The 21,071-nt window shown below is 71.3% G+C and carries 20 protein-coding genes; 6 read left to right on the top strand and 14 right to left on the bottom strand.

What is annotated here, in order from left to right:
• From MPPM_RS08150 to MPPM_RS08125, 6 genes are all read right to left on the bottom strand, one after another.
• Entirely contained in the window at nt 1-972 is a 972-nt protein-coding gene (locus tag MPPM_RS08150; RefSeq protein ID WP_096484618.1) for an isopenicillin N synthase family dioxygenase, read from the bottom strand.
• Between the two features lie 12 nt (nt 973-984).
• Nucleotides 985-1,953, bottom strand: a complete 969-nt coding sequence (locus MPPM_RS08145; protein ID WP_096484617.1) for an ABC transporter substrate-binding protein — start codon at nt 1,951-1,953, stop codon at nt 985-987.
• A complete protein-coding gene (locus MPPM_RS08140; RefSeq protein WP_096484616.1) occupies nt 1,953-3,026 on the bottom strand; it encodes an aromatic ring-hydroxylating dioxygenase subunit alpha in 1,074 nt (357 codons plus the stop codon). Before MPPM_RS08140 ends, MPPM_RS08145 begins: the two co-directional genes overlap by 1 nt.
• A 67-nt stretch (nt 3,027-3,093) precedes the next feature.
• On the bottom strand, nt 3,094-3,888 hold the full coding sequence (locus MPPM_RS08135; RefSeq protein ID WP_096484615.1) for an ABC transporter permease: 795 nt from the start codon (nt 3,886-3,888) through the stop codon (nt 3,094-3,096).
• The gene (locus MPPM_RS08130) at nt 3,885-4,784 is read right to left on the bottom strand and encodes an ABC transporter ATP-binding protein (protein WP_096484614.1); all 900 of its coding nucleotides are present in this window, start codon (nt 4,782-4,784) and stop codon (nt 3,885-3,887) included. The genes MPPM_RS08135 and MPPM_RS08130 overlap by 4 nt, the downstream gene beginning before the upstream one ends.
• A gap of 5 nt (nt 4,785-4,789) precedes the next feature.
• Entirely contained in the window at nt 4,790-5,776 is a 987-nt protein-coding gene (locus tag MPPM_RS08125) for an ABC transporter substrate-binding protein (RefSeq protein ID WP_096484613.1), read from the bottom strand.
• A gap of 326 nt (nt 5,777-6,102) precedes the next feature.
• Between MPPM_RS08125 and MPPM_RS08120 the strand changes: the two genes are divergently transcribed.
• From MPPM_RS08120 to MPPM_RS27930, 6 genes are all read left to right on the top strand, one after another.
• On the top strand, nt 6,103-7,008 hold the full coding sequence (locus tag MPPM_RS08120; protein WP_017484999.1) for a LysR family transcriptional regulator: 906 nt from the start codon (nt 6,103-6,105) through the stop codon (nt 7,006-7,008).
• Nucleotides 7,009-7,093: 85 nt separating this feature from the next.
• Nucleotides 7,094-8,467 (top strand): cytosine deaminase, encoded by a 1,374-nt coding sequence (locus MPPM_RS08115; protein WP_096484612.1) that lies wholly within the window; start codon nt 7,094-7,096, stop codon nt 8,465-8,467.
• Nucleotides 8,468-8,761: 294 nt separating this feature from the next.
• Nucleotides 8,762-9,010 carry a hypothetical protein gene (locus MPPM_RS08110; protein WP_026105603.1) on the top strand — a complete coding sequence of 83 codons (249 nt, stop codon included), beginning with the start codon at nt 8,762-8,764 and terminating at the stop codon, nt 9,008-9,010.
• A 281-nt stretch (nt 9,011-9,291) separates the two neighbouring features.
• Nucleotides 9,292-9,531 carry a hypothetical protein gene (locus tag MPPM_RS08105; protein WP_096487779.1) on the top strand — a complete coding sequence of 80 codons (240 nt, stop codon included), beginning with the start codon at nt 9,292-9,294 and terminating at the stop codon, nt 9,529-9,531.
• Nucleotides 9,532-9,702: 171 nt separating this feature from the next.
• Nucleotides 9,703-10,626, top strand: coding sequence for a LysR family transcriptional regulator (locus MPPM_RS08100; protein ID WP_096484611.1), 924 nt, complete (start codon nt 9,703-9,705; stop codon nt 10,624-10,626).
• Nucleotides 10,627-10,761: 135 nt separating this feature from the next.
• Nucleotides 10,762-11,217 (top strand): hypothetical protein, encoded by a 456-nt coding sequence (locus MPPM_RS27930; protein WP_157914145.1) that lies wholly within the window; start codon nt 10,762-10,764, stop codon nt 11,215-11,217.
• A 111-nt stretch (nt 11,218-11,328) separates the two neighbouring features.
• Here the strand turns inward: MPPM_RS27930 and guaD are convergent, their stop codons facing one another.
• The 8 genes from guaD to rutF form a co-directional block, all read right to left on the bottom strand.
• Complete coding sequence (guaD, locus tag MPPM_RS08090; RefSeq protein WP_096484609.1) at nt 11,329-12,702, bottom strand: guanine deaminase; 1,374 nt, start codon at nt 12,700-12,702, stop codon at nt 11,329-11,331.
• Nucleotides 12,699-15,464 (bottom strand): molybdopterin-dependent oxidoreductase, encoded by a 2,766-nt coding sequence (locus MPPM_RS08085; RefSeq protein WP_096484608.1) that lies wholly within the window; start codon nt 15,462-15,464, stop codon nt 12,699-12,701. The genes guaD and MPPM_RS08085 overlap by 4 nt, the downstream gene beginning before the upstream one ends.
• A complete protein-coding gene (locus MPPM_RS08080; protein ID WP_096484607.1) occupies nt 15,461-16,276 on the bottom strand; it encodes an FAD binding domain-containing protein in 816 nt (271 codons plus the stop codon). Before MPPM_RS08080 ends, MPPM_RS08085 begins: the two co-directional genes overlap by 4 nt.
• 140 nt (nt 16,277-16,416) lie before the next feature.
• Nucleotides 16,417-17,406: an ABC transporter substrate-binding protein gene (locus MPPM_RS08075; protein WP_244573514.1), complete on the bottom strand. Its 990-nt coding sequence runs from the start codon at nt 17,404-17,406 to the stop codon at nt 16,417-16,419.
• 102 nt (nt 17,407-17,508) lie between these two features.
• Nucleotides 17,509-18,474: an ABC transporter permease gene (locus tag MPPM_RS08070; RefSeq protein WP_096484605.1), complete on the bottom strand. Its 966-nt coding sequence runs from the start codon at nt 18,472-18,474 to the stop codon at nt 17,509-17,511.
• A complete protein-coding gene (locus MPPM_RS08065; protein WP_096484604.1) occupies nt 18,471-19,388 on the bottom strand; it encodes an ABC transporter permease in 918 nt (305 codons plus the stop codon). The genes MPPM_RS08070 and MPPM_RS08065 overlap by 4 nt, the downstream gene beginning before the upstream one ends.
• Nucleotides 19,378-20,232 (bottom strand): ABC transporter ATP-binding protein, encoded by an 855-nt coding sequence (locus tag MPPM_RS08060; protein ID WP_083920693.1) that lies wholly within the window; start codon nt 20,230-20,232, stop codon nt 19,378-19,380. The genes MPPM_RS08065 and MPPM_RS08060 overlap by 11 nt, the downstream gene beginning before the upstream one ends.
• A gap of 237 nt (nt 20,233-20,469) precedes the next feature.
• Entirely contained in the window at nt 20,470-21,063 is a 594-nt protein-coding gene (gene rutF, locus MPPM_RS08055; protein WP_096487778.1) for an NADH-dependent FMN reductase RutF, read from the bottom strand.
• Nucleotides 21,064-21,071 lie beyond the last annotated feature (8 nt).

The raw sequence follows: 21,071 nt of genomic DNA, 5'->3' as shown, positions 1-21,071 counted from the left end.
TCAGGCCCGCGCCGTCAGGTCCATCGAAGCGCGCAGCTTCGACAGGATGTACTCGCCCGCCTTGACCGGTTCGTAGCGCGGCGGGTTGGCCGCATCGCAGCAGCTCGGCAGGCAGGCGACCTCGGAGAGTTCGTTCGGCGCGGTGAAGGCGACCATGGACAGCCGCGCGGACGAGCCGGTCAGCCCGCGGTCGGGGTTCGAGACCCGGTGCAGGGTCGAGCGCCAGCGCTCGTTGGTCCAGCGGGCCAGGAGATCGCCGACATTGATGACGAAGGAATCCGGCACGACACCGGCCTCGAACCAGTTGCCGTCGCGGTCGGCGACCTGGAGGCCGCCCGGCGCCGCGTCCTGACGCAGGATCGTCAGGCCGCCGTAATCGTGGTGCGCGCCGTAGCGGAGCTGCCCCGGCATCGGCGGCTCGGCCTGATCGGGATAGTGGACGAAGCGCAAGGTCAGCGCCGGATCGGCGAACCAGGGCGCGAAGTAGTCCTGCGGCAGGTCGAGGGCGAGCGCTGATAGCTCCGTGAGCTGCCCGGTGAGCCGCAGGATCGCATCGCGCCACGCCTCGACGAGGCCGCGCAGCTCCGGCGGCTCGGCGGGCCAGATGTTCGGCCGCGCCGATTGGGCCGCGCGGTGGGGCGCGCTGAAGACCAGCGCCTCGCACAGGTCGGGCGGCGTCTCGCCCTGGAGGGTCCGCGCCACGCTCTCGATGCCGACCGGCAGGTAGCCCCGGCCCTTGGTCTTCTCCGGCGCGGCGTCCCGGCTCTTCACCGCGAAGGGCTGCGCGAAGTAGCGCTTCATCACGTCGTAGACGTCGTTGGCCAGACGCTCGGGGATGCCGTGGCCGACGACGACCGCGAAGCCCGTCGTCTCGAAGGCGTGGCCGAAGGCGCGCCCGACACCCGCCCGCGCGGCGGCGGCGCCGTGGATGAAGGGCGCGATGTCAACGATCGGGAGATCCGCCTGCCGCATGGATGCGCTCCGTCAGGGTTGGGCGAGAAAGTCCAGGGTGTAGGCCTGGCGCACGTCGAGCGAGGCCGGGTAGAGGCCGGCCTGGGTCATGACCTCGAAGAACGAGCGCCAGCGCGCATCCGTCATGGCACCGAGGCCGAACCGGGCCGCGTCGCCGCCATCGACGAGGCCGCGCCGCTTCATCTGATCCATCTTGAAGCGGAACAGTTCTTCGCCGCCGGTCGGCACCAGGGCGAGCACCGCCCGCATCGCCGGCTCGTAACCGCCGGCCATGCAGGCCTCCCAGCCCTTCCGGCTCGCCTCGACGAAGGCCCGGACGACCTTCGGCTTGGCGGCGATGAAGGCGTCGGTGGCGAAGATCGAGGTGGCGTAGTTGTCGTAGCCGTAATCGGCGAGCAGGATCGAGACCGGCGGCTCGGGCAGCGCCTTGCCGAGCAGGGCCGCGTCCTCGGTGATGTAGCCCTGCTGCACCGCTTGGCTGTCGGCGAGGAAGGGGGCCGCGGAATAGGCGAATGGCCTGAGCTGGTCGTCGGTGAAGCCGTAGCGCGCCCTCAAGAACTGCCAGAACTCGTTGCGCGAGAAGCCGCCGACCATGATCGGCCGGCCCTTCAGGTCCTCCAGCCGGGCGACACCCTGGCCGGCATGGGCCACCAGCGTCTGCGGGTCCTTCTGGAAGAAGGCCGCCACGGTGCGCGCCTTGATACCCTTGGCGACGAGGTTGAGCGTGGTGAAGCTCGAGCCCATGCCCATGTCGAGTTCGCCCGAGGCGACGAGGAGCGGCATGTTGACGTTGGGGTTGCCGGGCCTCAGCTCCACGTCGAGCCCGGCTCGCTCGTAGAGGCCCGCCGCCTTGGCCTGGAAGAACCCGCAATGCTCGGCCTCCGGCACCCAGTTGAGGCCGAAGGAAACCTTGTCGAGGGCGAATGCCGGCGAGGCCGTGAGGGCGGCCAGCGCCACGAGGAGGGCGGCGAGCCGGACCATCACGCGACCCTCTCGTGCGGCATCAGCGTCGGCGCCACCGGCACCGAGACCGCCGGCACCGCCTCCGAGACCTCCTCCTCGCCGTGCGCGTGCAGGGCGGCCAGCAGGCGGCGGCGCATGATCATGCCGGGGCGGTCGGAGGGCATGTGGCTCTCGACCTTGCGGCTCATGTCGACGGTCGCGTCCGGTTCGGTCGATTCGAGGATGTCGCGGTCCTCCTCGACGATCACCGCGTCCCAGGCGATCAGCGCCTCCGTCGAGCAATCCTCCTCGCGGTCGTTGCGGTAGAGGATCTGCGCGAGCCGGATCGTGCCGTCATCGATCGGGGTCGCCGAGTTGAAGATGATGTGCCGCAGCCCCGACGGATATTCGATGTCGAGCCGGCGGCAGAACGGCATGAACCACTTGTTGCGCATGTGGCGCCGGGTGGTCGGCTCGGTGGTGCCGGTGATGCGGTGGGCCATCGGCGGGTTGGCGATGGTGATGATCGTCTCCGCCTCGAACCCGTAGTCGGTCTCGGTGATCTCGTACTTTTCCGGGATCGGCTGGCTGATCTGCCCGAACGTGTTCTGATGCACGAAGGCGAAGTGCGCGTTGTCGAAGGAATTTTCCATCAGCCGCAGGGGCGAGGTCTTCCACACGTCGTGGAACTGCTGGATGCGCCGGTAGCCGGGCATCGTGTCCTCGGGAATCTCGGGGATCGGCGCGTAGGGCTCCTCCAGGCAGACCCAGGCGTAGCCGTACCTCGCGGTGCAGTGGTAGCTCTTCACCGCGAGCCGCGGCACGACCTGCTCCGGGCTGAATTGCGGGATGCGGGCGAGGGCGCCGTGCCGGTCATAGGCCCAGCCGTGATAGCCGCACACGATCAGGCCGTCCTCGCACCAGCCCTTGGAGAGCTGAGCGGTGCGGTGGCAGCAGCGGTCCATCATCGCCGCGGGCTCGCCCGCGCCGTCGAGGAACAGCACGATCCGCTCGCCCATCAGGGTGAAGGGCTTGGGACCATCGGCAAGGTCGGACAGGCGCAGCGTCGCGTACCAGTAGTGGCGCCACAGCTTCTGTCGGGTCGTCAGCATGGAAACTCTCCGTGGTGATGCCCGGCGTGAAGCCCTCCGGCATGGTTTCAAGGGATGCGGGGGTGGGTCAGACGCGCTCCGGATCGCCCCAGGAGCCGAGCGCGAGGCGGCTCAGGCCGCTCATGGCGAGGAACAGCAGGATGCCGGCGGCGGTGATCAGCGAGAGGGCGGCGAACATCCGCGGGATGTCGAGCTGGAAGCCGGCCTGGAGGATCTCGTAGGCCAGCCCCGCGCTGCGCCCCCCGGTGCCGGCGACGAACTCCGCCACCACCGCGCCGATCAGGGCCAGCCCCGAGGAGATGCGCAGGCCCGCGAAGAAGTAGCCCAGCGCGCTCGGGATGCGCAGGCGCAGGAGCGTCTGCATCCGGCTCGCGCGGTAGACCCGCATCAGGTTGGCGAGCCCCGGATCGACGCTGCGCAGGCCCACCGTGGTGTTCGAGATCATGGGGAAGATCGCGATGATGGTGGCGCAGATGACGAGTGCGACCTGCGTGTCGCGCACGAGAATGATGATGAGCGGGGCCACCGCCACCACGGGCGTCACCTGCAGCATCACCGCGTAGGGGAAGAAGCCGCGCTCGATGAAACGGCTCTGCACGAACAGGAAGGCGACGAGCGTGCCGAGCACGGTCGAGAGCGCAAAGGCGATCAGCGTCACCCGCATCGTGCTCCACAGCGCCCGCAGCAGGTCGGGCCCGTTCTGGACGAGCGAGGCGGCGATCACGGAAGGCGCCGGAAACAGGTATTCGGGAATGGCGAAGCCGCGGCAGGCGGCCTCCCACAGGCTCAGCACGACGATCCCGACGAGAAGCGGCGGCAGCGCCGCCTGGACCCGGGGGTCCCGGATCAGCGGCCGCTTCATGCCCCGGCCTCCGCGCTGGCGGGATCGCTCGCCAGCGACGCCTCGGTCAGCAGCGCCGAGAGGCGCTGGCAAAATTCGGCGAAGCGCGGAGAGCGCCGGAACGCGTCGCCGCGGGGATGCGGCTCGTCGATCGTCAGTTCGGCGAAGATGCGCCCCGGACGCGCCGCCATCACGACGATGCGGGTGGAGAGGAACACCGCCTCGTAGATCGAGTGGGTGACGAACAGCACGGTGAGCGAGCGCCGCCACCACAGATCCACGAGGTCGGCGTCGAGCTTGTTGCGGGTGAACTCGTCGAGCGCGCCGAACGGCTCGTCCATCAGCAGGAGGTTCGGCTCGGTGACGAGGCCGCGGGCGATGGCCGCACGCATGCGCATGCCGCCGGAGAGCTGGCGCGGATAGCTCCGGCCCTTCTCGCCGAGCCCGACCCCTTCGAGCGCGGCCTGGACCCGGGGGGCGGACTCGGCCCTCCTCACGCCGGCCAGATCGAGGGGAAGGCGCACGTTGCTCGCGATGCGCAGCCACGGCATCAGCGTGGCGTCCTGAAACACCACCGACATGCGCCGGCCCTCCGCACCGACACCGTCGAAGCCGCCGCGCCACCACAGCAGGCGCCCGTCGCTGGGTTCGTTGAGGTTGGCCACGAGGGAGAGCAGGGTGCTCTTGCCGCAGCCCGAGGGGCCGATCAGCGACAGGAACTCACCCTCGCGCACCGTCAGGTCGACGGGGGCGAGCCCGCGGGTGCCGTCCGCGAACACCTTCTCGGCCGAGAGGATCTCGATGGCCGGCGCCGCGTTGGCGGCGGGCCGCGTGGTCATCACCCGTTCCGGTGCCGGGGAGGCCGCCTCGGCCTGCGCCGCCCGCGGATAGGCCGTGTGTGCGAGAGCCGCCATCATGCGGCTCACTCGGCCTTTGCCGAAAGGACGGGCATGAAGTCGAGGGTGAAGGCCCGCTTCCAGTCCGTGGAGGCTTTGAGCAGCCCGGCCTCCACGAGGTAGTCGTAGGACGCCTTCCAGCGCGCCTCCGTCATGGTCCCGATGGCGACGTTCTCCTCGCCGCCGAGCACCTTGAGCGCCTTCATCCGCTCGATACCGAAGGCGATCTGGCTGTCGCTCATCTTCGGGTTGGCCGCCTTGATCAGGGCGTTGGCGGGACCCGGATTTTCCATGTAGCTCTTCCAGCCCTCCATGGAGGCGGCCACGAACTTGCGCATCGCGTCGGGCTTGCTCTCGGCGAGCTTTCGGGTCGTCACGATCGTGGTGCCGTAGGGCGGGTAGCCGTCCTTTGCGAAGAGATGGAAGTTGACGGACACGCCCTTCTCCTGCGCCTGGAACGGCTCCGAGGAGGGGTAGGCCTGCTGCACCACGTTCCTGTCGGCGAAGAAGGGCTGCAGGTTGAAGGTGTAGGCCCGCACCTGGGCGTCCGAGAGGGCGTATTTCTTCTTCAGCCAGGGCCACCACGCCGTCATGCCGGCCGAGGAGACGAGGATCGTTTTGTCCTTGACGCCTGCCAGCGAGGTCACGTCGTCGTGGGTCATCATCCCCTGCAGGTCGTACTGGAACGACGCCGCCACGGTGACCGCGGGCAGGCCCTTCTCGACCGCCTGAAGCACCTGGATGTCGTAGCCCATGATCGCGTCGGCCTCGCCCGCGAGCAGGAGCTGCAGGCCGTTGACTTGGGGTCCGCCCATGCGGATCTCGACGTCGAGGCCGGCCTTCTCGTAGAGGCCGGTGGCCTTGGCCTGGTAGAAGCCGCCGTGCTCGGCCTGGGCGTACCAGCTCGTCAGGAAGACGATCTTGTCCGCCGCCCGCGCCGGCCCGGCCATCGCCAGCGCCAGGGTGATCGCCAGAAGGGTGGAGGCCCCGGCCTCGAACCTGAACGAGCGCATCGGTGATGGTCCCCCGCCGCGTTGCCCGGGACGGTTTCCTCGACGCAGATGCTGTGCCGCGTCGGACCTGTCCGGACTGCCCGACACCAGGGAAGCGGAAGCAGTGCTGCAGGAAAAGCATCGTTTTCCGCGCGCAGCGCTCGCAGAATTCGCACGCTGCCGCATGGCTGTGCGCTTGGTGAAGCGTTCGGCGCCGACGCGTCCCGGCCTGCCCGGAGGTGGTCCGCGCGCGATCGGACAAGGCGAGTTGGCAAGCTCCCTGCAGAACACCGCCGACGCGTTGCGCCGAGGGAGCGCGACGGCACGCGGGCGGAGGCCGCACCCCCATGCTGCATCATCGCCTGCTGGGATACCTCGACGAGGTGGCCCGCAGCGGCTCGATCCGCCGGGCGGCCACGCGCCTCAACGTCGCCTCGAGCGCCGTCAACCGTCAGATCCTCTCGCTCGAGGAGGAGATGGGAACGCCGCTGTTCGAGCGGCTGCCGCGCGGCCTGCGCCTCACCGCGGCGGGCGAGGTGCTGGTGCGGCACGTGCGCGACACGCTGAACGGCCACGAGCGCATGCTGGCGCAGGTCGCCTCGCTCAAGGGGCTGACCCGCGGCGAGGTGACGGTGGCGACCATGGCGAGCATCGCCGCCGGGGTGCTGCCGGGGGTGATCCGCACCTTCCGCGAGACCCATCCCCGCATCGTCGTCAAGGTTCTGGTCCTGCCGGTCGATCAGATCGCCGCCGCCCTGCTCGCGGGCGAGGCCGACCTCGCCCTGGCCTACCGGCTCCCGCCCGATCCGCGCATGCGCTGCATCGCCGAGTTCGAACACCGGCTCGGGGCGGTGATGGCGCCCGACCATCCCCTCAACGGCCGCTACCAGGTGCGCATGGCCGATTGCCTCGCCTATCCCCTCGTCGTCGCCGACCGCTCGATGACCCTGCGCGACGTGCTCGAACTCCTCGTGCCCGAGGGCACGAGCTTCACGCCGGTGGTCGAGACGAACTCGATCGAGCTGATGAAGCGCCTCGCCCAGACGGCCCCGCACATCACCTTCGTCAACCTCTCGGATGTCGGAGAGGAGATCCGCCGCGGCGTGCTGGCCTTCACGCCGATCTCGGATGCCAGCGCGATCATCCAGCGGGCCTCGCTGATGCAGCGCGCCCGCTCCGCGCTCGACGGGCCCGCCCACCTCCTCGCGGCCCGGATCCAGGCCGAGTTCGAGCGCCAGAGCGTTCCGGACTGACGCCCCGGTCCGGATTCCACGACACTCCCCTGCCTGCCGCCCCGCCGACCGGACTTTGCTCCGATCTCCCTCGAAGGGTTGAACCATGTCCGAGCCGTCGTTCCTGCCCGAGGCCCGCGCCTATCGCCTGCGCAACGCGCGCGTGCCCGCCGCCTTCCTGACGGGCGGCGTACCGGCCGGCGCGATCCTCGACGCGGACGGCTGCGCGCTCATCGACATCGTGGTCGCGGACGGCGCCTTCGCCGGTCTCATGCCGGCGGGCGAATCGCCCGAGGCCCTGCCGGCCGCCGATCTGGCCGGACGGCAGGTCTGGCCGCGCCTCGTCGACGCGCACACCCATCTCGACAAAGGCCACACCGTCGCCCGCACGCCCAATCCGGACGGCGACTTCCCCGGCGCCCGCGACGCCACGACGGCGGACCGCACCCGTTACTGGGACGCGGAGGATCTGCGCCGCCGCATGGACTTCGGCCTCGCCTGCGCCTTCGCCCACGGCACGGGCGCGATCCGCACCCATCTCGACAGCCAGGAGAGCGGCGGCGAGGAGGGTGCGCCGCGCGACCAGGCCGTGACGAGCTGGGCGGTGTTCCGGGAGATGCGGGCGGCCTGGGCCGGGCGGATCGCGCTCCAGGCCGTGGGCCTGACCCCGATCGATGCCTACGCCACCGATTACGGGCGCTGTCTCGCCGACCTGATCGCGGATTCCGATGGTCTGATCGGCGGCGTGACCCGGCCGACCGGCGGCCTGCACGGCGGGGCGCTGGCCGAGATCGACGCCCTGCTCGACCGCCTGTTCGGCCTCGCCCGGGAGCGCGGTCTCGACGTGGATCTCCATGTCGACGAGACCGGCGATCCCGCGGCGTCCTCCCTCGATGCCGTCGCCCGCGCCACCCTGCGCCACGGCTACGAGGGCCGCGTCACCTGCGGGCATTGCTGCAGCCTCGCATTGCAGCCGGAGGCGCAGGCTTCGGCCACGATCGCGCGGGTCGCGCAGGCGGGGATCCGCGTCGTGACGCTGCCGACCGTCAACATGTACCTTCAGGACCGGCGGCGGGGGCGCACCCCGCGCTGGCGCGGCGTCGCCCCGGTCCAGGAACTGATGGCGGCCGGCGTGCCCGTGATGGTCGCGGGCGACAATTGCCGCGACGCGTTCTACGCCTACGGCGACCACGACATGCTCGACACGGTCCGTGCGGCGGTGCGCATCCTCCATCTCGATCATCCGCTGGCCGGGGCGCCCGCGCTCGCCGGGCCGGTGCCCGGGGCGATGATGGGGCTTCCCCATGCCGGCACCCTCCGCGAGGGCGGGCCCGCCGACCTCATCCTCCTGCCCGCCCGCAGCCTCAACGAGGTCGTCGCGCGGCCGCATGCCGGTCGAATCGTCGTGGTCGCGGGCCGGCCCATCACGGCGCCGCTGCCGCCCTACGAGAGCCTGACCGGCGAGGCCGCGCCCTGGTAGGCGGGCGCGGGACGGCGGGATGGGTGCGGAACGGCACTCACCGCGAAAGAGTCGTGCCAGAACGCCCACCCTGTCGAAAAATTCTGCAAATACGCACTAACGCTCAGTGAAGATTGATGTTTTCTGGTTTCGGGTTCGAAAGACCCCGATCCCTCGCCTCGGCTGTGCCGTATCTATGTGCACAGGTCCCGAGCAATTCGTGTTGTTTTACAGGGCATTGATGCTCAGTTTGTGGGACATGCGGCGTCGCTGGGTCTGATCGCGGCGCCGAAGCAAGTCTCGGAGATTGACGACATGATCGCACGCATCGCCGCAGGCGCGATCCTCGGCCTCGCCCTCACCACCGCCGCCTCGGCTCAGAGCTACAACGCGCCGGCCGGAATTCCCGCCGTCACCGCCCCGGGCGGCCTCGTCGGCATTGCCGGTCCGGGCAACGTCGAGCGCTACCTCGATCGTGACGGCCGCCACGGCACCGTTTCCGTCGATGGCGTCTACACCACCGGCTCGACCGCCCGGGGGGCGCGCACCGTTCACGGACGCTGACGCATCCCGAGGGTCCGACGACCTTCGTCCCGACGCTTCGAAGGGCCGGCCGCGCAGCGACGCAGCCGGCCCTTTTTCATGGGCCACCATGCCCATCTCGATCCGCCCGGACACCGTTTCCATGGGAGGCTCATTCCATGGGAGGCTCACCTCAAGCTTTTCGATTTCATCGAACAGTTCGTTCGATCTTATTCCAGTTTTCGGAAAGCTCAGGCAGGTCCATCTTCGCTCCATCAGATGACGACGAACCGGCCGTCACCGCCCCACCGATGGAGTATCCCATGACCCGCATCCTCACCGCTTCCGTCCTCGCCCTCTCCCTCGCCGCCGGCGTGACCGGCCCGGCCTCGGCCCAGAGCTACAACGCGCCGGCCGGCATCCCCACGGTCACCGCCCCGGGCGGCCTCAACGATGCCGGCGCCGTGCAGCGCTCCACCGTTCGCGACACCCGCCTCGGCACCCTGCCGGCGGATACCGACCTGACCACCGGCTCGGTGCGGCGGCCCCATCACGCGCGCTGACCGCCGCCCGGTCTCCGCGAGGCCCCGGCACCGGCGATCCCGAAATCCGCACGCATCCCGAAGCCGGCCCTCGCGAGGGGGCCGGCTTCGGCCGTTTCCGGCCGCGGCGTCGCGCTTGCTTGTCGGAGCTTTCGCCGCGGCGGCGGGACGCCGGGTTCGGGAGCAGAGCGCATGCAGGGACCGGGGACGCCGACACTCGACCAACTCCGGGTGTTCCTCACCGTGGTCGAGACCGGCAGCTTCGCCGCGGCCGGGCGCCGGCTGAACCGCGCGACCTCGGTCATCAGCTACACGATCGCCAATCTGGAGCTTCAGCTCGGCCTGCCCCTGTTCGACCGCGAGACAACGCGCCGGCCCCAGCTCACCGAGGGCGGCCGGGCCGTGCTGGCGGAGGCCCGCACCGTCGCCCACGGCATCGATACCCTGCGGGCCAAGGTGAGCGGCCTGCTCGGCGGCCTCGAAGCCGAACTCGGCTTCGTGTCGAGCGTGCTGATGCCCGGCGCCCGGCTCGTCGACGCCCTCACCGCGTTCCAGGCGGCCTTCCCGACCGTGTCCCTGCGCCTCAACGTCGAGGCGCTCGGGGCGGCCCAGCAATTCGTCACCGATGGCCGGGCCGATCTCGGGATCACCGTGGAATTGTGGACCCGCGACAGCGAGCCGCTCGAACTGATCGCCGTCGGCGAGGTCGAGATGCTGCCCGTGGCCGCACCGAACCATCCCCTTGCCGGGGCGGACGGCCTGGTGCCGGGGGCGGCGCGCGAGCATGTCCAGCTCGTCATCACCGACCGCTCGCCGCTGTCGCAGGACCAGGAATTCGGCGTGGTCGCCAGCCGCACGTGGCGGCTGTCGGATCTGAGCACCAAGCACACCCTGCTGCTCGCCGGGATCGGCTGGGGCAGCATGCCCGCGCACATGGTCGAAGCGGACATCGCCGCCGGCCGCCTCGTCGAGCTGAGCCTGCCCGAGTTCCGGCGCCGCCGGCTGCCGCTCACGATGATCTACCGCACCGACCATCCCCCGGGACCGGCCGGACGCTGGCTGATCCGCCGCTTCGTCGAGCAGGCGGAGCGCGAGGCAGCGATGCGGGCGGCCTGACAAAGGTCAAGCCGAGGAGCCCTGCCGTCGATCGTCGTCCTACAAGGCGGGCGTGGTTTCGACTCGGCTCAGAAACCGTTCGATATCCTCGCTCAACGGCGACGTTCCGTCCGTCAAAGCCGAGCGGTAGAAATCGTGGTGCTGCCCGGCATAGCTCTTCGATTCCAGGGGAACATGCCGATTCCATTCCTGATCCGGCCGATAGGGGTCATCCTCGCCCCAGAGGACGAAGGTCGGGATGGCAAGAGGCGCCACCTCGCATCGCAGCCTCGTCGAGGAGACACAGACGAGGGCGCGAAGGCGCAATCCTCGCGCGATCGCTTGCCAGAGAGCGGTTCCTCCTGCGCTGAAGCCGACGCCGCAGAGGCCGGCGTGCCCGGCCCTGGCAAGGGCTCGTGCGGCAAGACCCATCCCGTCCCCCTTGAACAGATGTGCGTGGAGGGCCTCGCCGGACAGCTCGGGCTGGCCCGAGAGATCGGCGAGGCGATGATGCACGATCGGCCTTCGAGCCAGCGATCCGAGATCGTGGCGGGCGTGCGGGAAGCCGTGGATGTCGGAAACGATCAGCAGTCCGGACACGGCAACTCCTGATCGATCCGCTGACGACATGCGGCGACGGTCGTCGGGGAACGCCCCTCACCGATGGCATCCTGGCCCTGAGGCGGTCTCGGAGCCCGCCCTATCGGCCGATCTCGGTGCAACTCAGGCGCCCGCGCCCACGGCGCCTTCCGTCTCCGGATAGACCAGCGGATCGCCCGCGCGCCGGTCGTCGTAGACGGCCTCACCCGCGACCCAGGTCGCGCGCACCGTGCGGTGGTCGCCGAGCGTCATCAGCACGAACAGCAGCTCCTCGATGCTGGAGCAGGTGCCGGTGCGGAAGCCCAGGAGCGGCGTTGCCGCGAGGTCGAGGACGCAGAGATCCGCGTCGTGCCCCGGCGCGATCCGCCCGATCCGATCCTCCAGCCGCAGCGCCTCGGCGCCGCCCAGCGTCGCGAGCCAGAACGCTCGCACGGCGTCGAGCTTGGTCCCGCGCAAAGCCGCGACCTTGTAGGATTCGCCCAGCGTCTTCAGCAGCGACAGGGTCGTGCCGGCGCCGACATCGGTGCCGAGCCCGACCCGCACCGGACGGCGCGGATCGAGGGCGTCGAACAGCCGGAACAGGCCGCTGCCGAGGAAGCCGTTCGAGGTCGGGCAATGGGCGATTGCCGCGCCGCTGGCGTGGCAGGTGCAGAAATCCTCCTCCGACACGTGGATCGCGTGGCCGAGCACCGTGCGCGGGCCGACGAGGCCGGACTGCACGTAGACGTCGAGATAGCTCGCCCGGTCGGGGAACAGTTCACGCACCCAGGCGATCTCGTCGGTGTTCTCGCACAGATGGGTCTGGAGGAAGAGCGCGTCGTGCTCCCGCATCAGGGCGCCGGCGGCATCGAGCTGTCCTTGCGTGCAGGAGGGGGCGAAGCGCGGGGTGACGCAGTAATGCTGGCGCCCGCGCCCGTGCCAGCGTTCGATCAGGGCCCGGCTCTCGTCGTAGCCGCGCTGCGCCGTATCGAGGAGACCGGCCGGGGCGTTGCGGTCCATCAGGACCTTGCCGGCGATCATCCGGGTGTTGAAGCGGGCGGATTCGGCGAAGAACGCCTCGACCGAGCCGGGATGGACGGTGCAGTAGACCACCGCCGTGGTGGTGCCCGCGCCCAGGATCTCGCGGAAGAACAGTTTGGCCACCCGCTCGGCATGGGCCTGATCGGCGAATTGCAGCTCCGCGGGGAAGGTGTACTTCTCGAGCCAGGCCAGCAGCTGCTCGCCGTAGGAGGCGATCATCTGCAGCTGCGGGTAATGGACGTGGGTGTCGATCAGGCCGGGCAGGATCAGGGCGTTCTCGTAGGCCGTGACCGGGACGCCCGCCGGAATCCGGTCCGACAGCTCCGAAAAGTCGCCGAAGGCGGTGATGTGCCCGTCCTCGATCAGGATCAGGGCGTCGGCCACGTGCTGGAGGCAGCCCTCGGACAGGAAGGGGTTGCCGGTCAGGCTCGCCGCCTGCCCGCGGATCGCCCGCATCCGGACTGGAGCCGCCGTCATGCCTCCGCCGTCTCCGTCGCGGCCATGACGCTCCGGAAAATCCGGTCGGGGGCGAACGGCGTCGCGGTCAGCCGCACGCCGGTGGCGTCGCGGATCGCGTTGGCCAGGGCGGCGGCGACGGGGTTGTAGGGCGCCTCGCTCATCGATTTCGCCCCCAGCGGCCCGACCGTGTCGTGGGTCTCGGCGAACAGGACCTCGGTCACCGGCACGTCGGCCATCGCCGGGATGTGGTAGTTGCGCAAGGTCCGCGTGACGACCGCGCCCGTCTCATCGAAGCGGTAATCCTCGTAGAGGGCCGCGCCGAGCGCCTGCGCCACCCCGCCCTCGATCTGCCCGCGGCACTGCATCGGGTTGATGACCCGGCCGGCATCCGCCGCCTGGACGCTTCTGAGGATGCGGATCTCGCCGGTCCGCGGATGCACGGCCACGCGAAAGGCCTGGACGTTGAAGGCGACCGAGCGCGGCGTCCCGTCGGCCTCGCCCGCGGCCTCGAAGACGGCCCCTTGCGCGAGGGTGGTCAGGGCGACGAGGCCGGTGGGGGTCTCGACGCCGTCCCGGGTCAGGCGGCATTCGGCGGGGGCGGCACCGGCCCGCTCGGCGGCGGCCGCGCGGAGACTGTCCGCGAGGGCCGAGGCCGCGCGGAAATTCGCCTGTCCGGCGACCACGGTGCCCGTGCTGCCGTAGGCGCCGGTATCGTGCCGGACGGCGTCGGTGTCGGCCTGGATCAGGCGGATGCGCTCGGGCGCGGTGCCGAGCACCTCGGCGGCGATCTGCCCGTGCACGGTGCTGGTGCCGTTGCCGAACTCGGCGGTGCCGACCGCGAGGGCGTAGGTCCCGTCCGGTTCCAGGCGGATGCGGGCATGGGCGACGTGGCCGCGCGGCGGGATCGTGTCGATCATGGCCATCGCCATGCCCTCGCCGACGCGCCATTCCGGCCCCGGCGGGGCCTCGCCGCCGCCGTCCGCCAGCGCGGCCTGGGCGAGGTCGAGGCACTGGTCGAGCCCGTAGGAGCCGTAGATCACGTCGTGCGGCTCCAGGCTCGTCGAGACCATCGGGTCGCCGGGCCGCACCGCGTTGAGCCGGCGCATCGCGAACGGGTCGATCCCGAGATCGCGGGCCAGTTCGTCCAGCGCCGATTCCACGGCGAAGATCGTCTGGCTCAGACCGTAGCCGCGAAAAGCCCCGGCCGGCAGGGTGTGGGTGTAGACGGAATAGCCCTCCACCCGCTTGTTCGGGCAGGCATAGGCGGCGATGCTCTCGTTGCAGCCGTGGTGCAGCACACCGCCGGCATGGTTGCCGTAGGCGCCGGTGTTCGAGAGCACTCTCAGCGCGAGTGCGGTGAGGCGCCCGTCGGCCCGCGCGCCGACCTTGACCCTCACCCGCATCGGATGCCGCGTCGTCGCCGCGCAAAAGTTCTCCTCGCGGCTCATCTCGTAGGACACGGGCCGGCCGGTCCGCAGCACGGCGAGCGCCACGAGATCCTCGGTCAGCATCTCCTGCTTTCCGCCGAAGCCGCCGCCGACCCGGCCGCAGAGCACGCGCACCCGGTCCCGGTCGAGATCGAACAGGCGGCACAGGGCATCGCGGGTCAGGAAGGGCACCTGGGTCGAGGAGCGCAGGGTCAGCCGGCCCTCCGCGTCGAGCCAGCCGAGGGCGCCGTGCGTCTCCAGATGCACGTGCTGCACCCGCTGCGAGACGTACTCCGCCTCGTGGATCCGGTCGGCTTCTCGGAAGCCCGCCTCGACATCGCCGATCGTCCCGTGCGCCTCGGCGGCGAGGTTCGGGTGGGCCAGGAGCGGCGGCGCATCCTCGCCGGGCCGCGGCGGGTCGCGGTCGGCGGGATCGTGGACGAGGGGCGCGTCCGGCTGCAGGGCCGCCTCCGGATCGAACACCGCGGGCCGCACCTCGTACTCCACCCGCAACGCCCGCACGCCCGCGGCCGCCGCCGCGGCGCTCTCGGCGACCACCGCCGCGACCCGCTGCCCGTGGAAGCGGATCACGGAATCGAGCACCGCCGTGTCGGCGGCGGCGTCCAGGGGGTTCTCATGCCGCCCGGTCGAGAAGCGGTGGCGCGGCGCGTCCTCGTGCGTGAGCACCGCGACGACGCCGGGCACCGCCAGCGCCGCGGCCCGGTCGATGCGCCGGACACGGGCATGGGCGTGGGGTGCGCGCAGCACCTTCAGGTGCAGCAGCCCCGGCACGGCGGTGTCGAAGGTGTAGGCGGCCCGGCCGGCGACGACGTCGCGGCTCGCCGGGGCCGGCAGGCTGCGGCCGACCGGGCCGCCCTCCGCCCTCGCGGACAGGTCGGCATGGGCGATCCCGGCCACGGCGTCGCGGATCGCCCGGTAGCCGGTGCAGCGGCAGAGGTTGCCCTTGAGCGCCGTGCCGAGATCCTGCCGCTGGCCCTGGTCGAGGGCGGCCGCCGTCATGATCATGCCCGGCGTGCAGAAGCCGCACTGGAAGCCCTGCGCGTCGCAGAACGCGCCCTGCATCGGGTGAAGGTGCTCGGGCGCCCCGTCGCCCGGCGCGCAGGGGCCGGCGAGCCCTTCGATCGTGGTCACGCCGCGCCCCTCCGCCTGGAAGGCGGGCAGGAGGCAGGAATGGACCGGCTCGCCGTCGAGATGGACGGTGCAGGCGCCGCAATCGCCGGCATCGCACCCCTTCTTGACCCCGAACCAGCCGAGATCCCGCAGCAGCGTGCGCAGGCACTGGCCGGGGCGCGGGGCGGCCTCCTGGACTTGCCCGTTGACGGTGAGCCTCATCGGGCGAGTTCCTCCCGGATCTCCTCGGCGAGCAGCCCGGTGACGTGCCGGCGCCAGTCCGGCGCGCCGTGGACGTCGTCGTACCAGCCGTCCTCGGGGATCGCCGCCGCGATCGCGCCCCGCAGGGTGTCCCTCGTCGGAGCGGCGTCGAAGCGGAGCTGGACCGGGCGCGGGATCGACGCCGTCACGGTCAGCGCGAAGGCACCCGCCCGGTCGAGCGTCCCGATCACCAGCGCTCCGGAGCGACCCTCGGGGGAGAGGGCGATGCGGCGGAAGGCGGTGCGCCGCCGCAGCGCGGAGGCCGGGAGATCGATGCAGCGCAGGATCTCGCCGGGGGCGAGCGCCGTGCGCTGCGGCCCGAGGACGAACGCCGTGACGGGCAGGCGCCGCTCGCCGCCACCGGGCCGATGCAGAATACAGGTGCCGTCGAGGGCCGCGGTCAGCGCGATCATCGGACCGGCGGGCAGGGCGGTGCAGAGGTTGCCGCCGACGCTCGCCCGGTTCCAGATCTTGAACGAGCCGAGCAGCGCCCGGCAGCATTGCCCGACGAGCGGTGCCGCGATCCAGTCCCGCGGCAGGGCGAGCCGGTCGAGTTCGGCGATGGTGCCGGTCGCCGACAGGCGAAGGCCCGCCTCGGAGATCTCGGCCGCCTTCCAGCCGAGGGCAGACAGGTCGATCAGCCGGGCGAGCGCCGGCTGCGGCTCGGAAAACAGCCAGGTCCCGCCCGCGAGCCAGGCATCGCCCTCGCGCCAGGCGGGCAGTTCGTCGAGGCGCGCCGGTCTCAGGACGGCGGTGATCGTGTCGAGATCCATCGGAGGCCGGCTCGCAAGTTCCTATCCAACGGCAGGCGCCGGAGCCTACACGGTTTCGAGGTGAAGATTTCAGGGTGCGCGGCATTCCCCTCTTCCCGCATCCGGGAAGAGGGGATCCGGTGTGGACCGCGACGTCAAACCTACTGCCCCTCGGCCGCCGTCACCGCATGCGTCCAAGCCCCCTCGGGCTTGCGGGTGATGACCGGCTGGTCGGTGCCGCCGGCGAGCAGGATCGCGACCGTGCGGTCGTAATCGGCGGGATCGAGCCGTCCGCCGGACGTGTCGAGCAGCTTGGCGATCTCGCGCATCATCCGCTTCTGGTGCGTCTCGGTCTGGGCGCCGCTGGCATCGTTCTCCAGCACGATCTCGGCCGCCTCGTCCGGATGCGCGGCGGCATAGGCCCAACCCTTCTCGGAGGCGGCCACGAACTTCGCCAGCCGGGCGACGAAGGCCTTGTCCTTCAGCTTCGCTTCCAGGGCGTAGAGCCCGTCCTCGAGCGCGGCGACGCCCTGATCCTCGTAGCGGAAGACGACGAGCTGCTCCGGCTTGAAGCCGGCATCAATCACCTGCCAGTACTCGTTGTAGCTCATGGTCGAGACGCAGTCGGCTTGGCGCTGGATCAACGGGTCGACATTGAAGCCCTGCTTCAGCACCGTCACGCCGCCGGGCGAGCCGTCGGTCCTGAGGCCGAGCTTGGCCATCCAGGCCAGGAACGGGTACTCATTGCCGGAATACCAGACACCGAGCATCCGGCCCTTCAGGTCGGCGGGCGTCCTGATGCCGGTGTCGGCCCGGCAGGTCAGCATCAGGCCCGATTTCTTGAAGGGCTGCGCGATGTTGACGAGGGGCACGCCCTTCTCGCGCGAAGCCAGCGCCGAGGGCATCCAATCGACGACGACGTCGGCGCCGCCGCCGGCGATGACCTGGGGCGGGGCCACGTCGGGCCCGCCCGGCTTGATCGTGACGTCGAGCCCGGCCTCCTTGTAGTAGCCCTTGGCCTGCGCGACGTAGTAGCCGGCAAACTGTGCCTGCGGCACCCATTTGAGCTGGAGCGTCACCTTTTCTGCCGCCCGGGCGCCGCCCGCAGCGAGCCCGAGCAGCGCCGCCCCCGCGCAGAGGAGCGCTCTCATCGTTTTCCCCGCCATCTCAGCCTCCTTCAGCCTGTCCCCTGCGGGACTTCCCCTTTCGGCCTTCAGCCGTGGTTTTTCGAACGGATGCGGGCGGACCCCGCGTCAGCCGGTCCGCACCGACGGGTGCCAGCCGGTCGCGGCGCGCTCGGCCAGGGCGATGAGGCCGTAGAAGGCGGAGCCCGCCAGCGCCGCCAGCGCGATCTCGGCCCAGACCATGTCGAGGGAGAGCCGCGCCGCCTCGATCGAGATGCGGAAGCCCATGCCGACGATCGGCGTGCCGAAGAACTCGGCCACGATCGCGCCGATCAGCGCGAGGGTCGCGTTGACCTTCAGGGCGGTGAACAGGAAGGGCAGGGCCATGGGTAGGCGCAGGCTCAGCAGCGTGCGCCAATAGCCCGCCGCGTAGGTGCGCATCAGGTCGCGCTCGATCGAACCCGTGGCGGCGAGGCCGGCACCGGCCTGCACCAGCATCGGGAAGAAAGTCATCACGGCGACGACCGCAGCCTTCGACGGCCAGTCGAAGCCGAACCACATCACCATGATCGGGGCGATGCCGACGATCGGCAGCGCGGAGGCGACGTTCGCCACGGGTAGGAGGCCGCGCCCGAGGACGGGCAGCCGGTCGGCCAGGATCGCGACGCCGAGACCCGAGAGGCAGCCGATGAGGTAGCCGGGCAGGGCCGATTTCAGGCAGGTCTGGACAAAATCCGCTCCGAGGACGGGGAGCGCGGTGGCGAAGCGCGCGACGACCGCCGAGGGCGGCGGCATCAGCACGGTGGGCACGCCCGCCCCCACGACGACGACCTCCCACAGCACCAGCACGAGGGCGCCGAACAGCAGCGGCACGGCGAGCCGCACGAGGCGGCGGCCCGTGGCCGTGCCCGGCTCCAAGGCGGCGAGGTCGCGCGCGGCCAGCGTGGCGGCGAGCCAGGCCAGGATGGCGGCGAGCCAGAAGCCCGGCCCCGCCGTACCGGCCAGGCCGGGCCGGTGGGCGGCGATGGCGAGCGCCGTTCCACCGATCAGCGCGGCGGGGGTGAGCAGGCCGATCCGTGCGGCGCGATGCGTCATCGGGCGCTCCTTGGGGCACTTGCCGCGGGCCGGGCGCCGAGGGCGCGGGCGGTGGCGGCTTCCGCGAGGCCGATCCCCTGGACGAGGATCGCCGAGAGCGCCGCCGCCGCGAACAGGGCCGCCCAGATCTGGATCGTCTGGCCGTAATAGGAGCCGGCAAGCAGCCGCGCCCCGAGCCCGGCCTGGGCCCCGGTCGGCAGCTCGGCGACGATGGTGCCGACGAGGCTTGCCGCCACCGCGATCTTCAGGCTCGCGAACAGGTAGGGCAGGGCGGCCGGCCAGCGCAGCCGCGCCAGGATCTGCCCGCGCGAGGCCGAGTAGGTCCGCATCAGGTCGCGCTGGATCCGGTCGGGGGCGTTCAGCCCCTTCACCATGCCGACCGTGACGGGGAAGAAGCAGAGATAGGCCGCGATCACCGCCTTCGGCAGCAGGCCGGTCAGGCCGGCCGCGCCGAGCGCCACGATGATGATCGGCGCCACCGCCAGGATCGGCACGGTCTGCGAGGCGACGATCCAGGGCATCAGGCTCGCCTCGACGCTGCGCAGGTGCACGATGGCGATCGCCAGCGCGATGCCGAGCAGCGAGCCGATGGCGAAGCCCGCCAGCGTCGCCGAGAGGGTGACCCAGGCGTGGGTGAGAAGGCTGCGCTTCGAGCCGAGCGGCATGCCGACGATGCTGCGCCACAGCTCCGAGACCACCTGATGCGGTGCCGGCACGACGGGCCGCTCCTGCACCATCGTTGCCGCGGCGATGCCCCTGGCGTCGGGCGCCGCGCCGGCCCGCGCCAAGGCGTCCGCGGCGCCGTTCCAGTTGCCGAGCAGGGCGGCGAGATACCAGCCTGCGAGAAGCGCCAGCACGACGCCGGCCACCGGCAGCGCCCGGCCACGCGAAAAGGACATCGCCTCACGCGTCATAGGCGTGACCCGCGCGCAGGCCCTCGCGCACCCGCTGGCCGAGGCGCAGGAACTCGGGCGTCTCGCGGATCTCCAGCGGACGCTCCCGCCCGAGCGCGGTGCAATCGACGATGTCGACGATCCGGCCGGGGCGCGGCGACATCACCACCACGCGGGTCGAGAGGTAGACCGCCTCGGGGATCGAGTGGGTGACGAACAGGACCGTCTTGGCGGTCTTGCGCCATAGTTCGAGCAGTTGCGCGTTGAGGTGATCACGGACGATCTCGTCCAGCGCCCCGAAGGGCTCGTCCATCAGCAGCAGCTTCGGATCGAAGCAGAGGGCGCGGGCGATCGAGGCGCGTTGCTGCATGCCGCCGGAGAGCTGCCAGGGGAACTTGTTGGCGAAGCCGGAGAGCTGCACGAGGTCGAGGTAGCGGGCCACCCGCTCCCGCCGCTCGGCGCGCGGCAGGCCGAAGATCTCGAGCGGCAGCGCGACGTTGCGCGCGATGGTCCGCCACGGATAGAGCGCGGGCGCCTGGAACACGAAGCCGTAGTCGCGCCGCAGCCGCGCCGCCTCGGCGCCGACGCCGTTGACCGTCAGTTCGCCGCCAGTCGGCCGTTCGAGGTCGGCGACGCAGCGCAGCAGCGTGGTCTTGCCGCAACCGGACGGGCCGATGAAGGAGACGAATTCGCCCGGCGCCACCGCGAGATCGACGTCGGAGAGGGCGTGAACCGGCCCGTCGGCGGTGGGGTAGGTCAGCGACAGACCGCGTGCCGCGATGACGGGTGCCGCCGGCACCGGGCGCGGCGCCGCGGGCTCGAACTCGGGCGGCTGTTTGAGGGCGAGGGCGCCGGCACGCGACATGGCAGGGCTTCGTTCCGTGGGTTTCGGGTCGGCGCTCGGTCGGTCGTCCGGGAGCCGGGGGCGGCCCGGGGAGGAGAGGAAGGCAGGCCCGCCGCCGGACATCTTCGCTCCACCGGATCGAGCATTTTCCGTGCCGTCCGCGCCCGCCGCGAAGGCTGGTCCGAACGGCGAAGGCATCCGGCCGGCGATGCGCAGGGTGCGGGTGGCGACCGACGCCGGGCGCGGGCCGGTCACCGCTCAGGCGCTCCGGAGAGCCCGCGCCGGCCCCTCGGCGGACCGGACTCCGACGGCGCGAACGGCGCGGGCCGGGGCGGATCCGCTCCGCGGCGCGGAGGAAAGCGTGCGGAAGCGGCGCTCGCTGTAGAGCAGCGCGTCGGCCTGGCCCGGCGCGGCGAGGGCCTCGACCACACAGTAGAGCACGTCGTGGCTGCCGACGGCGTGGCGCCCGACGATGCGGCAGTCGAAGCTGACGAGAGCGTCGGCCAGCGCGGGCGCGCCGCTGCGCAGCCGCCGCCACGTGCCCGCCGCGAAGCGCTCGTCCATGGGCGTGCGGCCCCCGAACAGGCCCGCCACCGCCTCGTGTCCCTCGCCGAGGGTGTTCACGCACAGCGTCCCGTTATGGGTGAGGGCGGCGTAGGCGGAGGAGGCGCGGTTGACGCAGACCAGCAGCGTCGGCGGCGCGTCGCTGACGCTGCACACGGCCGAGGCGGTGAAGCCGGCCCGCCCGCCCGGCCCGTCGGTGGTGATCAGATGCACCGCGCTCGCGAGCCGGGACATCGCCTCGCGGTAGGCGCTCGCATCGACGGGGACGGCGCTCTCGGGCTCAGTCATGGCGGGCT

The organism is Methylorubrum populi, from assembly GCF_002355515.1.
Classification (GTDB): domain Bacteria; phylum Pseudomonadota; class Alphaproteobacteria; order Rhizobiales; family Beijerinckiaceae; genus Methylobacterium; species Methylobacterium populi_A.
The sequence above is the reverse complement of the archived record's forward strand: the minus strand, read 5'-3'. Positions and strand labels throughout refer to the sequence as shown.

Coding starts and splice junctions, on each gene's coding strand:
- MPPM_RS08150 (WP_096484618.1), bottom strand. CDS start 972: ATGCGGCAGGCGGATCTCCCGATCGTTGACATCGCGCCCTTCATCCAC.
- MPPM_RS08145 (WP_096484617.1), bottom strand. CDS start 1,953: ATGGTCCGGCTCGCCGCCCTCCTCGTGGCGCTGGCCGCCCTCACGGCC.
- MPPM_RS08140 (WP_096484616.1), bottom strand. CDS start 3,026: ATGCTGACGACCCGACAGAAGCTGTGGCGCCACTACTGGTACGCGACG.
- MPPM_RS08135 (WP_096484615.1), bottom strand. CDS start 3,888: ATGAAGCGGCCGCTGATCCGGGACCCCCGGGTCCAGGCGGCGCTGCCG.
- MPPM_RS08130 (WP_096484614.1), bottom strand. CDS start 4,784: ATGATGGCGGCTCTCGCACACACGGCCTATCCGCGGGCGGCGCAGGCC.
- MPPM_RS08125 (WP_096484613.1), bottom strand. CDS start 5,776: ATGCGCTCGTTCAGGTTCGAGGCCGGGGCCTCCACCCTTCTGGCGATC.
- MPPM_RS08120 (WP_017484999.1), top strand. CDS start 6,103: ATGCTGCATCATCGCCTGCTGGGATACCTCGACGAGGTGGCCCGCAGC.
- MPPM_RS08115 (WP_096484612.1), top strand. CDS start 7,094: ATGTCCGAGCCGTCGTTCCTGCCCGAGGCCCGCGCCTATCGCCTGCGC.
- MPPM_RS08110 (WP_026105603.1), top strand. CDS start 8,762: ATGATCGCACGCATCGCCGCAGGCGCGATCCTCGGCCTCGCCCTCACC.
- MPPM_RS08105 (WP_096487779.1), top strand. CDS start 9,292: ATGACCCGCATCCTCACCGCTTCCGTCCTCGCCCTCTCCCTCGCCGCC.
- MPPM_RS08100 (WP_096484611.1), top strand. CDS start 9,703: ATGCAGGGACCGGGGACGCCGACACTCGACCAACTCCGGGTGTTCCTC.
- guaD (WP_096484609.1), bottom strand. CDS start 12,702: ATGACGGCGGCTCCAGTCCGGATGCGGGCGATCCGCGGGCAGGCGGCG.
- MPPM_RS08085 (WP_096484608.1), bottom strand. CDS start 15,464: ATGAGGCTCACCGTCAACGGGCAAGTCCAGGAGGCCGCCCCGCGCCCC.
- MPPM_RS08080 (WP_096484607.1), bottom strand. CDS start 16,276: ATGGATCTCGACACGATCACCGCCGTCCTGAGACCGGCGCGCCTCGAC.
- MPPM_RS08075 (WP_244573514.1), bottom strand. CDS start 17,406: ATGAGAGCGCTCCTCTGCGCGGGGGCGGCGCTGCTCGGGCTCGCTGCG.
- MPPM_RS08070 (WP_096484605.1), bottom strand. CDS start 18,474: ATGACGCATCGCGCCGCACGGATCGGCCTGCTCACCCCCGCCGCGCTG.
- MPPM_RS08065 (WP_096484604.1), bottom strand. CDS start 19,388: ATGACGCGTGAGGCGATGTCCTTTTCGCGTGGCCGGGCGCTGCCGGTG.
- MPPM_RS08060 (WP_083920693.1), bottom strand. CDS start 20,232: ATGTCGCGTGCCGGCGCCCTCGCCCTCAAACAGCCGCCCGAGTTCGAG.
- rutF (WP_096487778.1), bottom strand. CDS start 21,063: ATGACTGAGCCCGAGAGCGCCGTCCCCGTCGATGCGAGCGCCTACCGC.